The sequence below is a fragment of the Amycolatopsis nigrescens CSC17Ta-90 genome (assembly GCF_000384315.1).
GTDB classification, from domain to species: domain Bacteria; phylum Actinomycetota; class Actinomycetes; order Mycobacteriales; family Pseudonocardiaceae; genus Amycolatopsis; species Amycolatopsis nigrescens.
This window is the reverse complement of record NZ_ARVW01000001.1, coordinates 2,118,065-2,131,136: the sequence shown is the minus strand read 5'-3', so window position 1 is coordinate 2,131,136 and position 13,072 is coordinate 2,118,065. Positions and strand designations below refer to the sequence as shown.

The window sequence follows — 13,072 nt, the reverse complement described above, 5'->3', positions numbered from 1 at the left end:
GCATGCTGCGCGAGCGTCGTTCCACGGTGGGATGACGTCGCCGGAGGGGGATAAGCGTGAAGAAAGTGCTGTTTTCGGTATTCCGATTGGTGGCGACGCTCGTTATCGGCGTCGCCTTGCTCGCTTCGTTGACGGAGGTGGCCGCGGCCTCCAACCCGGCCGATACCTCGGCTGGAGCGGCGTCCGAGGCCGGAGTTCTGGCACACGGGTGGTTCTCGCTGCGGAACGGTGCCAATTTGTCGTGCATGGACGCGGATTATGGTGGCGGTGGGTTGAACGGCACCAAGGTGCAGGTCTGGAGTTGTACCGGCGGAGCCAATCAGTGGTGGCGCTGGGAGGGTGACACGATCCGGACCGCGGACGGTGGGCGCTGCCTGGATGCCGACTACTTCGGCAGCGGCGGCAACGGAACCAAGATCCAGCTCTGGGACTGCAACGGCGCGCAGAACCAGCAGTGGTACATGGACGGCAGCACCATCCGTACCCGCGCGGGTGGGCGGTGCCTGCTCGCCAACGGTTCGGGCGCGGACGGAACCAAGGTCACGCTTTGGGACTGCTTCACCGGAATCGGCAGTTCTTTCCTGTCCTGGTCCTGGACCGGTGACACGATCAAGAGCCAGTCCACCAGCCAGTGCCTGGACGCGGATTATGGCGGCGGCGGCCTCAACGGAACCAAGGTCCAGCTTTGGAACTGCTGGGGTCTGCCCAATTCGCAATGGTTCTGGGACGGCAGTCAGATCCGGAGCCGGCACGGTGGCCGATGCCTGGACGCCGACTACTTCGGCAGCGGCGGCAACGGAACCTTTGTCCAGCTCTGGGACTGCAACGGTGGGCTGAACCAGCAATGGTTCCAGAGCTTCAACCAGATCAAGAGCAGGGCAGGCGGCCGGTGCCTCGGCACCGAGCCCGGCAGCAGTGGCGGCAACGGTAGCAGGGTGCGGCTCTGGGACTGCGGCGTCGGAGCTCACCAGGCCTGGACGTTCAACGGGCCGTGGTGAGCCACGTCGGGCCCTGCTGAAAGGTACGTAGTTTCGCGGACGCCGGAGACCGGGAGGCTACGAGACCGTGACGCTCCTGAACCCGCAGCGACCGGCCGCGGGCCGACATGAGGAGCAGCAATGAAGCGCATCCGCCGCATGGTCGCGGTCATCGGTTTGGTCGTCGGGGTCGGTGCCGGGGTAGCCGGATTCCAGTCCACGCTTTTCACCGCCGCCGCGGCACCGCTCGCCGACGGCAAGGATCCGGTGCTCCTGGTGCACGGGTTGTTCGGCAGCCCGTCGAACTGGGACGCGCTCAAGAGCAAGCTGAAGGCGGCCGGCTACACCGACGACCAGCTCATCACCTTCGGCTACAACTCGACTTCGCAGTCCAACGTCACCACAGCGGAGAAGTTCGCGGCCAAGGTCGACGAGGTGCTCGCCGCTACCGGGGCGTCCAAGGTGGACGTGGTCGGCCACTCGATGGGCAGCCTGAACAGCCGCTACTGCATCAAGTACACCGGCTGTGCCGGTAAGGTCGACGACTGGGTTTCGCTGGCAGGCCCGAACAACGGCAGCGCCAACGCCGGCCTCGGCTCCTGGTTGATCACCGCCCGCGAGATGACTCCCGGTTCGGAGTTCCTCACGCGGCTCAACGCGGGGGAGTCGCTGCCGCCCGGCGTCAGCGGCACGACCATCTGGTCGCCTTCCGACGGCGTCGTCACGCCGGCCAACAGCACGGTGCTGCCGGGGCTGAACAACATTGAAGTCGCCGGGGTGACCCATCTCGGCATGCTGCGGGACAACGGGGTAGCCGGGCTGGTCGCCGAGGCGCTGGCCTGACCTCGGTGGTGCGCGGCCCTGGCCGGTCGGTCCTGGGGCCGCGCACCGTTCCAGCGGTCAGCGGTTGCCGCTGCCTGCTTGCGAGGTGTTCCGCTGATCGGTCGCCCACGCGGCGATCTGGGCCCGGTTGGTGAAGTCGAGCTTGGTCAGGATGTGCTGAACGTGGGTGTCGGCGGTGCGCTGGGAGATCACCAGCCTGCCGGCGATCTCCCGGTTCGTCAGTCCCGACGCCACCAGGCCCGCGATCTCCACCTCCCTGCGGGTCAGCGGCGACGGCTGGTCCGCGGCCGGTGCCGACGTGAGCCGGCCGCCGAGCGCGAAGTTCGCCGCATCGCCGGGCGGCATGGCCTTTCCCTCGGTGAATGCTTTGTCGAAGCGGGTGTCGCCCAGTGTTTCGCGTGAACGTTCCAGGAACATCCTGTGCGGGGCGCCCACCGCGACATCAGGTGCCGCGCCACAGCGATCCCACAGCGCGGCCGCCGCGCCGAACAGGGTCGCCGCCCGCAGCTGGTCGCCCTGGCGCGCGGCGATCCAGGCCAGTGCGTCCATCCGGTACGCGGCGGACAGCTGATCGTCGGCATCGAGGTCGATTCGCAGCGCTTCCCGGCCGGCGTCCAAGGCCACCTCGGCGTCCCCGAACCACACCTCGATCACGGCCAGCCCGAACAGGGCCATCGAACGGTAGTGGGTCTCACCCGCGTCCCCGCTCAACGTGATCATCCGCCGGAGCAGCTGCCGACCGGTGTCGAGATCACCGCGGTGGGCGACCGAGACGCCCTGAATGAACAACGGATGCATCTGCCTGCGGATGTCGCCGCGCTCGCCGAAGGCCCGCACCGCCGCCTCGGCCAGTTCCACTGCGGGCTCGACGCTCAGCATCGCGGCGAAACCGCGCACGTGGTCGATGTAGGGCTCGGCCTCCGGATCGCCGACCTCCGCGGCCTGGTTCACTCGTGTCCTGGCCAGGTCCAAGTCGGTGTGGAACGCCGCGGCCAAGGCAGCCAGGCTCAATGCCTTGGCACGACCGGGCAGGTCCGGCCCTCCCGCGGCCACGGCCCGCTCGATCCAGGTCCGCGCCTGCCGCGGCATGCCCCGCATCACCCAGTACTCGAACACGCGCGAGGCCATCCGCACCGCGACGCCCGCTTCCCCCGGCTCGGCGATCGACCAGCTCAGCGCCGCCCGCAGGTTCGCGTCTTCGGCGCGCAGGCGCCCGAAGCATTCCTGCTGCCGCGGACCGAACCACTCCGCGTCCACCTGCGCCGCCACTTCGTCGAAGTAGTCACGATGGCGACGAGCCACCGACGCCGTCTCATCGGCCTGAGCCAGCCGTTCCTGGCCGTACTCGCGGAGGACTTCCAGCATGCGGTACCGGACGGTGACCTCGTCTCCGCCGCGCAGCAGCACCGACTTGTCCACCAGCCCATCGACGGCGCTGAGCACCTGATCCGGCGGCACCCCGGATCCCGCGCACACCGATTCGGCCGCCGCCAGGTCGAACGATCCAGCGAACACCGAGGAGCGCGACCACACCGAGCGCTCTACCTCACCGCACAGCTCGTAGCTCCAGTCGACGGCCGCACGCAGGGTCTGATGCCGATCCGGCGCCGTGCGCGCACCTCCGCCGAGCAGCGCCAGGCTACGGCCGAGCCGATCGGCGATCTGCCCAGGAGACAGCACGCGGATCCGCGCCGCCGCCAGCTCGATCGCCAGCGGCAGCCCGTCCAGCTGCCGGCACAACCGGGCCACGTCGGCGCTGTTGTCGCCGGTCACCCGGAACGACCGCCACACCGCGCTCGCCCTGTCCACGAACAGCCGGACCGCGTCGTAACGCACCAGCTCGGCCGGCGACCGCGCGCCACCGTCATCCGGAACGGCCAACGGGGGCACCGGCAGCAACTGCTCTCCCGCGACCGCCAGAGACCGCCGGCTCGTGGCCAGCACGACCAGCCGCGGGCAGTTCCCGAGCAACTCGGTGACCAGCTCGCCGCATGCCTCGACCAGGTGCTCGCAGTTGTCCAGCACCAGCAGTAGCCGCCGCTCGGCCAGATAGTCGCGCAGGGTCTGCATCGCCGATCCGCTCGACACGTCGTGCAACCCCAGCCGGTCGACCACCAGCCCGGTGAGCGAACTGGAATCGCGAAGCTGGGCCAGCGGCACACCGACCACACCGTCCGGGAACGCGCGGCACACCTGGGCGGCGACCTGCTCGGCCAGCCTGGTCTTGCCCACCCCGCCGGGACCGGTCAGCGTCACCAGCCGGGCGTCGCCGAGCAACCGCCGCACCTCGTCGCCCTCGCTGCGACGGCCGACGTAACTGGTCAGTCCCGGCCCCATCGCCATGTCATCCACCGCCACCGCATGAGGATAGGGCCGATCCGGTCGCGGCTTCGGGAATCCCGGCCGCTGATCCTTTCGTCGGTCATGTGCTGGTGACCCTGCCGAAAAGTCAGTGTCCGGCGGCCGGCCACCGGGGGTGGTTGTCGTCGATGACGTAGGAGTGGGTGTGCCGCCAGCGATCCGGTCGGATCTGCTCTGCGTCGGTGAGGTGGGCGGGGTCGGTGGCCGGGTGGTGATGGATGTGTTCCACCAGTTCGGGGTCAAGGCGTGGCCAGGACCGGACGGTGCTGGTGGCGCCGGTCAGAGCCAGTACGGCGAGTACCGACCAGGTAGTGGTGAACCCGGCTTCGGTGGACAGCCAGCCGGCGACCGGGTAGGCCAGCAGCCAGCAGGCGTGGGACAGGGAGAACTGGGCGGCGAAGATCGCCGGCCGGTCGCCGGCCGCGGTCGAGCGGCGTAGAACCCGGCCGACCGGGGTGAGGACGAGGCCGGTACCGGCGCCGATCATGGCCCAGACAGCAAGTGCGGCCGGCCAGCGCCAGGCACCGGAATTGGCGGTCGACAAAGCGATGGCGGCGGCCATGCCGGTGAGCAGGACGCCGGCGCCGGTGAGCATCACGGCCCGTTCGGCGATTCGGCTCAGCATCCGGGGCAGCAGCAGCGCGACCAGGATGGTGCCCACCCCGTTGCCGGCGAGCAGCAGCGCCACGTCGGCCGCGGTGCGGTCCAGGGTGTCCTGCACGTAGTTCACGGTGTTGACCAGCACCACCGAACCGACGGCCGCGACCACCAGGTTCAGTCCCAGCACCCCGCGCAGCCGGGGGGTGGCGAGGTAGATCCGGATGCCGGCGGTCGTGCGGTCCCACACGGTGCCGCGGCAACGGCGAAGCGCGTCCGGGATCCGGGTGCTCAGCACCAGCGCGGCGGATCCGAGGAAACCGGCCGAGGTGCCGGCGAACAGCCAGTGGAAACTCAGCAGGCTCAGCACGGCCGCGGCGAGCACCGGACTGAGCAGAGTTTCCATGGTCGAGGCCAGTTGCGAGGCGGACAACGCCTTTGTGTACTCGGCCTGGTCGGGCAGGATGTCGGGAAGCACTGCCTGGAAGGTCGGCGTGAACGCCGCCGAAGCCGACTGCAGCACCACGATGAGCAGGTAGATCTGCCAGACCTGGTCGACGAAGGGCAGTACCAGCACGACGCCTGCACGCACCAGGTCGAGCGTGACGAGCAGTACGCGCCGGGGCGCTCGATCCGCGTATGCGCCCGCGACAGGGGCTACCGTCACATAGGTGACCATCTTGATCGCCAGTGCCGTTCCCAGCACGGCTCCCGCGTCGGCTCCCGCCAGTTCGTATGCGAGCAGGCCGAGGGCCACGGTGGTCAGTCCGGTGCCGAACAGGGCCACCACCTGGGCGCCGAAGAGGTGCCGGTAGTCCCGATGAGCAAACAACGACACGTCGTGCCTCTCTGGCCGCTTCTCCTCCGAACGGCTTCGACGATAGGTGCTCATGTACGCACATGACGAAACAGGTGACCAATGGCACCGCCTGCCCGAGCCCGAGCAGATCGAGGTGGCGGCGACGGCGCTGCGCATGCTGGCCGACCCCACCCGGATGCGGATGTTGTGGTTGCTGAGCGGGGCGGAGTACGACGTGGCCACGCTGGCCGGCGCGGTGGACATCGGGCGCCCGGCGGTGTCCCAGCACCTGGCGAAACTGAGGCTGGCCGGGCTGGTCAGCCAGCGCCGCGACGGGCGGCGCATCCTCTACCGGGCGCGCGGGGGACACGTCCGCCGGCTGCTGGCCGAGGCGATGAACGCGGCCGACCATCACCTGCGCGGTCTTCCCGACCACGACTGAACGGTCACCGTGCCGGCGATCCTGGTCGCCGGCGACCGCGGACCGAGCTGGTGGCCGCCGTCGCCTGAGGCCGGGAAGGCCGCTTCGCGCCTCGCGTCGGGCGGCGGGCACACGCCGCCGAACCCGGCCGGGGTCATCAAGCCCGCCTCGGTAGTGCGGATCGAATTCTGAGCGGTCGCGTTCAGTCGAGTGTGGTGTCGCCGAAGTGCTCGAGAAGGGTGCGGAGCGCGGCTGTGAGCTGTTCGTACTCCTTGTGGCTCAGTGCAGGAAGGATGCTCGCCTCGTTCGCCAGGTGCAGTGGGAACACCTCGTCCAGGAGTCGATGGCCTTCGGGGGTGAGTGCGATCCGGATCGAACGCCGGTCGTCGGTGTCCCGCACCCGCTCTACCAGTCCCTTGGATTCCATCCGGTCGATCCGGTTGGTGATCGCGCCGGAGGTGACCATGCTGGCCCGGAGCAGCGCACCGGCGGTGAGGCGGTAGGGCGGGCCGGAGCGGCGCAGCGTGGTGAGCACGTCGATTTCCCAAGTCTCCAGCCCGTGCTGGGCGAAGAAGTCCTTGAAGTTCTTGTCCAGCAAGCGGGACAGCCGCCCGATCCGGGCGATCACGCCGACCGGCCAGAGCGCCGGTTCGAGGTCCGGACGTTCCCGGCGCCAGAGTTCGAGCACCGCGTCCACCGCGTCAGCCATCCGCTCCCTCTTTACCTTGACGTGCACACTCTCAATGTCAAGGTTAATCCCCTGGCGCGGCAGGGTCAGGACACGGCTTCCAGATAGCGCTTCGCCGACTTGCGGACCACCTCGTGCGCGTTGGCAGGCACGACAAAGTTCCACCAGGCGCCGTGGATCGTGTCGAACTCGTATGGCTCGAGGAGCTCCACCGCCGTGCGCACCACAGACGGGCGTTCGGGGATCCAGGTCGGGAAGCTGTACATGAAGGTGACCACCGTGGGGTCCGGCGTGACCTGCACGATGTCGCCGGACAGCAGCGTCCCCTTGCCTTCGGCGCCGTCGCGCCAGTGCAACACCGTCCCGCCCGCGAAATGCACCCCGAGGTTGAGCAGGGTCAGGTCCGGAGCGAGCTGCTTGGAACGCCCGCTCCACAGCTGAATCGCGGGATCGGAACGACCGATCCACTGCGCGTCGTTCTCGTGCAGATAGATCGGCACGTCGAAAGCCCTGCTCCACTCGACCATCGCACCGTAGTAATGCGGATGGCTGATCGCGATGGCGCTGATCCCGCCCAGCTCCTTGACCAAAGCCACCAGGTCGTCATCGAGGTAGGAGATGCAGTCCCACAGGACGTTCCCCGATGCGGCCCGGACCAGCAACGCGCGCTGGCTGATCGCGAACTTCGGTTCCGTGCCGATACCGATGATGCCGGGAGCCTCTTGCTGGAGCCGGCCGGTGTACCCGCTGGCGCGCAGCTGCTCCAGGCTGGTCCACCGCTGTCCCGCCGCGGGCACGTAGTTGCGTTCGTCCTCGCAGACAGGACAGTCGGCCCGCGGCCCCGAGTACTGCATTCCACAAGCCAGGCAGATGGGTAGTGCACCGTCGTTGGTCACGCGACTTCCTCTCAACAAAGACAATCTTAACGTTGAGATAAGACCACAGGGGTTGGTTCAACGTCAACCCTCTTAATGTTGAACTACCTCACGGCCGCCGGACGCGCAGTACGCCGGTCAGCGTCGGGAGGCTGAATTCGCCACTGGTGGTCTTCCAAGATATGTGTCTCATGTGGACACTCGCCGTGCCGCCTGCGGCCCGGATCACCGTCCCGGCTTCGGTTGCGCGCGCTGGGGTTGGTCGTGGTCGGCGAGCATTCGGTGCTTTCCGGCGAGGATGTGGGCTTCCATCAGGCTGCCTGCCTCTTCGGCGGAACCGGCCTGCAGCACGTCGACGATGTGCCGGTGCTGGTTGTTGGAGGTGTGCCGGGCGGTGCTCGGTTCGAGTCCGTGCCGGCGGAACAGGTGCAGTTCCTTGGAGATGTTGTCGTACAGCTCGACCAGCCGGGAATTACCGGACAGGGACACCAGATGCCGGTGCAGGTCGACGTTGACCGGGTAGTAGTCGTCCATGCTGGTGGTGTCCTCCAGCCGCTGGATCTTGGCCCGCAGCGCGTCGGCATCGTCGGCGCTGATCCGCGCGGCGGCCAGCCGCCCGGCCAGTCCGAAGAGGGCGGCCCGGACGTCGTAGAGCTGGACGGCCTCCTCGATGGAGATCTCCCGGACGAACATGCCGCGGTTGACCCGGAATTCCACCAGCCGGCTGCGTTCGAGGTGGCGGCACGCCTCCCGGACCGGGCCCCTGCTGACCCCCAGCCGGATGGCCAGCGCGGATTCGTTGATCCGGTCGCCGCCCCGCAGCGTCCCGGCGATGATCATCTCTTCCAGCTCTTCGACGATCAGATGGGGTAGCGAGGTGGCCTGGCGTTCGGCCACCCGGCGCTGCAACGCCGTCATCGCCTCCACGTTGTCACGCACGGTTCTCGCCAACCCCTCCACAACGGTGACGGCAAACTGTCAACAAACTACCATCCCCAGGTCAGCGCCCGATTAGCCGGTTTTATCCCCACGGCCTGTCAGCAGCTACCGCCCTGACCTGCGACTGTGGTGCGCAAGTGCAAATCGTTGACAGTTGGCGATTTCGCATCCAGACTTTGCCGCACTGCCGGCGAGACCCCGAGGGGGCGCGCATGAAGATCAAGAACATCCGGGCGAGCGTGCACACCACGTCGATCGAGGTGCCGCTGCTGAGCGGCAAGGTCGACGGCTACGGCCGCGAGGAGCAGAAGGAGTTCGTGTTCTGCGAGGTGGAGACGGACGACGGGCTGACCGGGGTCGCGATCACCGGGCACTTCCTGGCCAGGTCGGTGGTGGTCGCACTGGAGCGCCATTTCCTGCCGGTGGTGGCCGGCCTGGACCCGCGCGAGGTCGAGGCCGTGCACCAGCGGGTCTGGCGCTCACTGAATCCGCGGGCGATGACCGGCGTGGTGTCCAGCGCGTTGTCGTTGCTGGACATCGCGTTGTGGGACATCAAGGGCAAGGACGCGGGGCGCTCGGTGGCCAGCCTGCTCGGCGGGGCGCGGACCGAGCTGCCGACCTACGTGACGTTCGGATTTCCGCAGTACGACCGCGAACTGCTCGCCGAAGCCGCCCGATTGCAGGTCGCTCGGGGTTTCCGCGCGCTGAAGCTGGTCGTCGGCGTGGACGAGGGCGGATGGCGGGAGGACGCCGCCAGGGTGCGCACCGTGCGCGAGGCGGTCGGCGACGACATCGACATCATGATCGACGCCAACTACCTGTTCACGCCCACCGACGCGAAGTTCCTGTGTCGGGCCATCGAGGAGTACCAGCTGACCTGGTTCGAGGAGCCGCTGCACCAGAACGACGCGCGGGCCATGGCCGATCTGCGGGCGCACACCGGGATCCCGCTGGCGGCCGGTCAGATGGAAGGGCACCGGTGGCGGCTGCGGGAACTGGTCGAGCGCCAGGCGGTCGACATTCTGCAGCCGAACGTCTGCTACTGCGGCGGTTTCACCGAGGCGCGCAAGGCGGCGCACCTGGCGCAGATCTACAACCTGCCGGTGGCGCACGGCGGTGGCTGGCCGCTGTTCAACATGCACACCCTGGCCGGGCTGATGAACGGCTGGATTCTGGAATGGCACGTGGGCATGGTTCAGGTCGGCAACCTGCTGTTCCCGGACGCTCCCCAGCCCGTCGACGGACGGATCGCGATCCCGGACCGGCCGGGCCTCGGCCTGACGGTGGATCGCGACGCGCTGCGGGAGACCGTCGTGCCCGATCGGTGAGTACAACGCCTGCTCGGTATCGCCGACAACGCCGACAACGCCGACAACGCTGACAACACGGTCACACGTCGACCGGCCCGGCCCCGCCGGTTCCGGTTCAGCAACCCGATCGCCCCTCAACGAAGAGCGGTGAGACAGATGAGCGGCCCAACCGAAAACGACACCGAAACACCGACAGCCCCACCGCCGAAGTTGCGACCGCGCTGGCGGCGCCTTGCCGGGAACACCGGCGTGCAAGTCCTGGTCGCGGCGATCGTGGCCGCGGTGTTCGGCCTGATCGTGCCGGACACCGCGGCGGGCCTGAAGCCGTTGGCGGACATATTCATCGACCTGATCCGGCTGTGCATCCCGCCGATCGTGTTCCTGGTGGTGGTCACCGGGATCGTCTCGGTCGGCGGGATGAAGGCCGTCGGCCGGATCGCGCTGAAGGCCATCCTCTACTTCGAGCTCGTCACCACCATCGGCACCCTGCTCGGGCTGGCGGCGATCAACATCTTCCGGCCCGGCGACGGCGTTGCCCCGCCCGCCGAAGCGTCCGACGACCTCGGCAGCTACGTGGAGGGTGCCGAGCAGAAATCCATCGGCGATTTCCTGCTCGATCTGATACCGCACAACGTGGTGAACGCGTTCGCCACCGGCCACATCATCCAGGTGCTGGTGTTCGCCGTCCTGTTCGCCGTCGCACTGCTCAAGCTGCCGAAGACCGTGTCCGATCCGATCCTCCGCGGCTGCGGCAGGCTGACCGAGGTCTTCTTCCGGCTCGTCGCGATGATCATCCGGCTCGCGCCCATCGGTGTGTTCGGGGCGGTTTCCTACACGGTCGGCAAGTACGGCCCGGAAACGCTCACCGCGCTGATGAAGTACGTGGGGCTCGCACTGGTCACCCTGATCATTTTCCTGTCGCTGGTGCTCGGCACGGTCACCCGGCTGTGCGGGGTCTCGCTGTTCCGGCTGATCCGCGGGCTGCGCAAGGAGCTCTACATCGTGCTCGGCACCTCGTCGTCGGAGGCGGTCATGCCGCATCTGATGGCGCGGCTGGAGGAGTTCGGCCTCAAACGCGATGTGGTCGGCATGGTGGTGCCCACCGGATATTCGTTCAACCTCGACGGGGTCGCCGTCGTGGTACCGATGTCCGCGGTCTTCATCGCGCAGGTGTACGGCATCGAACTGGGCTTCACCGAACAGTTCACGTTGTTCCTGGTGTTCCTGTTCCTGTCCAAGGGCACCGCCGGAATCACCGGCTCCGCCTTCGTCACGCTGGCGAACCTGATCGCCGCGGTCCATTTCATCCCGGTCGCCGGCCTGGCGCTCATCCTGTCCGTGGAACGCTTCCTGTCGCTGATGCGGGCGATGACGAACGTGCTGGGCAACGCGGTCGCCGCCATCGCGGTGGCGTGCTGGGAACCCGGCGGCGTGGACACCGAAAAGCTCGAGCAGACCATCGGCCGGCGACGGCGAACGGCCGGCAAACGACCAGAGGAGACCTGACCATGCCGCGAATCGTGGCCATCCACGAGGGCACCATCCCGATCAAGTCGTCGATCAGCAACGCGTACATCAGTTTCCGGGAAATGGACTGCTCGATAGCCGCGGTCGTGTCCGACGTGACCCGCAACGGGCACCCGGTGGTGGGCTACGGGTTCAGTTCGAACGGCCGCTACAGCGCGGGCGAGATCCTGCGCCGCCGCATCATCCCGCGGCTGCTCCAGGCCCCGCCTGAAGAGCTGCTGACCGAAGACGGCACCAATATTGACCCGGAGCGCGCCTGGGAGGTGATGATGCGCAACGAGAAACCGGGCGGCCACGGGGAACGATCGGTGGCGGTCGGGGTGGTCGACATGGCGCTGTTCGACCTCGCCGCCAAGATCGCCGACCTGCCCCTGTGCCATTGGCTGGCCCGGCGCTACGGCCTCGGCGAACCGGACGAGGACGTATTCGTCTACGCGGCCGGCGGATACTACGCACCCGGCAAGGGACTATCCGAACTCCAGGACGAGATGAAGCGTTTTCTCGACCTCGGCTATCGGGTGGTGAAGATCAAGATAGCCGGGGCCGAGCTGGCCGAGGACCTCGAGCGGATCGAAGCGGTGCTGACCGTGCTCGGCGGGGACGGTTCCCGGCTCGCCGTTGACGCCAACGGCAGGTTCGATCTGGACACCGCCCTGCGCTACGGCGAAGCCCTTGAGCCCTATGGCCTCTTCTGGTACGAGGAACCGGGAGACCCGCTGGACTACGCCCTGCACGCCACCGTCGCCGAGCGGTATTCAGGCCCGCTGGCCACCGGGGAGAACCTGTTCTCGTGCGCGGACGCGCGCAATCTCGTCCGCTACGCGGGAATGCGGCCGGACCGCGACACCATCCAGGTCGATCCGGTGCTCAGCTACGGATTGGTCGAGTACTTCCGGATCCAGGACATGCTCCACCGACACGGGTGGTCGTCGCGCCGCTGCGTTCCGCACGGCGGGCATCAGTTCTCCTTGCACATCGCGGCCGCGTTGAAACTCGGTGGCAATGAGTCGTATCCGGGGGAGTTCCAGCCGACCGGTGGTTTCGCGGATTCGGCCGTGGTGCAGAACGGCCGGATCGCGCTCACCGATGCGCCGGGGATCGGTTTCGAGGCCAAGGCCGGACTGCACGAGGTTTTCCTCGGCCTGGGTACCTGACCAGCGAGGGCCGGACCGACCCCCAGTTCTGACTGGCCAGCATGATCCTATGCGGGCCGCGGTCCGGCCACACGCGGTCGGCATTCGCCTCAGTGGCCGCAGTCGTTGATGAAGATCCCGTCCGAGATCGCTGCCCCGCCTTTGACGATGTGGTGCGCCTCGTCCGGTGCGACCGATCGGCTCACCTCCACCCACTTTTCCTGGTCGCCGTTCCAGTCGTAGAACCAGACCTGGGTACCGGGTGGCAGGTAGTTCCGGAACGAATGGGTGCGGTCGCTCCATGCGCGTTCGCGGCCGATGTTGTAGAACCCGGGCTCCACACAATCTTTGGCGATGGCCGGGCCGTCGTAGCTCAGTCCCTCGTACAGGCACAGTTCGCCGGGACGGCATTCGTCTCCCGCTTGGGCCACCGGCGGATTAACGGCAACCATCGGTGCCACGAGCGCGACGGCGGCGACCATTCTTTTCGTCGATATCATCGGATCCTTTCCCCCTTCGCCACGCGCCTGCGACCAATATGTTCGGGCATGTTTCGATCCCTCCCCCGATATTTGCGACTCGATTGTGTTCTCGCTGGGCCG

The 13,072-nt window shown here is 67.7% G+C and carries 12 protein-coding genes; 6 read left to right on the top strand and 6 right to left on the bottom strand.

From position 1 onward, the window contains the following. Positions 1-56 precede the first annotated feature (56 nt). The gene (locus AMYNI_RS44265; RefSeq protein ID WP_026360241.1) at positions 57-998 is read left to right on the top strand and encodes an RICIN domain-containing protein; all 942 of its coding nucleotides are present in this window, start codon (positions 57-59) and stop codon (positions 996-998) included. A gap of 120 nt (positions 999-1,118) precedes the next feature. Further along, positions 1,119-1,820, top strand: a complete 702-nt coding sequence (locus tag AMYNI_RS44260) for a lipase family alpha/beta hydrolase (RefSeq protein ID WP_020667821.1) — start codon at positions 1,119-1,121, stop codon at positions 1,818-1,820. A gap of 57 nt (positions 1,821-1,877) precedes the next feature. Here AMYNI_RS44260 and AMYNI_RS0109745 read toward each other — a convergent pair whose 3' ends face one another. Then, positions 1,878-4,178: an ATP-binding protein gene (locus tag AMYNI_RS0109745; protein ID WP_020667820.1), complete on the bottom strand. Its 2,301-nt coding sequence runs from the start codon at positions 4,176-4,178 to the stop codon at positions 1,878-1,880. 91 nt (positions 4,179-4,269) lie between these two features. After that, on the bottom strand, positions 4,270-5,616 hold the full coding sequence (locus AMYNI_RS0109740) for an MFS transporter (protein WP_020667819.1): 1,347 nt from the start codon (positions 5,614-5,616) through the stop codon (positions 4,270-4,272). Between the two features lie 52 nt (positions 5,617-5,668). Between AMYNI_RS0109740 and AMYNI_RS0109735 the strand changes: the two genes are divergently transcribed. Beyond that, positions 5,669-6,019 (top strand): ArsR/SmtB family transcription factor, encoded by a 351-nt coding sequence (locus AMYNI_RS0109735; protein WP_020667818.1) that lies wholly within the window; start codon positions 5,669-5,671, stop codon positions 6,017-6,019. Between the two features lie 181 nt (positions 6,020-6,200). Here the strand turns inward: AMYNI_RS0109735 and AMYNI_RS0109725 are convergent, their stop codons facing one another. From AMYNI_RS0109725 to AMYNI_RS0109715, 3 genes are all read right to left on the bottom strand, one after another. Then, positions 6,201-6,707: a MarR family winged helix-turn-helix transcriptional regulator gene (locus AMYNI_RS0109725; RefSeq protein WP_020667816.1), complete on the bottom strand. Its 507-nt coding sequence runs from the start codon at positions 6,705-6,707 to the stop codon at positions 6,201-6,203. A 65-nt stretch (positions 6,708-6,772) separates the two neighbouring features. Continuing rightward, complete coding sequence (locus AMYNI_RS0109720; protein WP_020667815.1) at positions 6,773-7,540, bottom strand: MBL fold metallo-hydrolase; 768 nt, start codon at positions 7,538-7,540, stop codon at positions 6,773-6,775. A 246-nt stretch (positions 7,541-7,786) separates the two neighbouring features. Continuing rightward, entirely contained in the window at positions 7,787-8,479 is a 693-nt protein-coding gene (locus AMYNI_RS0109715; RefSeq protein ID WP_040406750.1) for an FCD domain-containing protein, read from the bottom strand. A gap of 233 nt (positions 8,480-8,712) precedes the next feature. Between AMYNI_RS0109715 and AMYNI_RS0109710 the strand changes: the two genes are divergently transcribed. The 3 genes from AMYNI_RS0109710 to AMYNI_RS0109700 all read left to right on the top strand — a co-directional run bounded on the left by AMYNI_RS0109710 (position 8,713) and on the right by AMYNI_RS0109700 (position 12,491). Continuing rightward, the gene (locus AMYNI_RS0109710) at positions 8,713-9,828 is read left to right on the top strand and encodes a mandelate racemase/muconate lactonizing enzyme family protein (protein WP_020667813.1); all 1,116 of its coding nucleotides are present in this window, start codon (positions 8,713-8,715) and stop codon (positions 9,826-9,828) included. A 138-nt stretch (positions 9,829-9,966) separates the two neighbouring features. After that, positions 9,967-11,316 (top strand): cation:dicarboxylate symporter family transporter, encoded by a 1,350-nt coding sequence (locus tag AMYNI_RS44255; RefSeq protein WP_084628340.1) that lies wholly within the window; start codon positions 9,967-9,969, stop codon positions 11,314-11,316. Positions 11,317-11,318: 2 nt separating this feature from the next. Next, the gene (locus tag AMYNI_RS0109700; RefSeq protein ID WP_020667811.1) at positions 11,319-12,491 is read left to right on the top strand and encodes a mandelate racemase/muconate lactonizing enzyme family protein; all 1,173 of its coding nucleotides are present in this window, start codon (positions 11,319-11,321) and stop codon (positions 12,489-12,491) included. Positions 12,492-12,580: 89 nt separating this feature from the next. On the opposite strand, the gene AMYNI_RS0109695 is transcribed toward AMYNI_RS0109700, so the two are convergent. Continuing rightward, positions 12,581-12,952 carry a peptidase inhibitor family I36 protein gene (locus AMYNI_RS0109695; protein ID WP_020667810.1) on the bottom strand — a complete coding sequence of 124 codons (372 nt, stop codon included), beginning with the start codon at positions 12,950-12,952 and terminating at the stop codon, positions 12,581-12,583. Between the last annotated feature and the right edge of the window lie 120 nt (positions 12,953-13,072).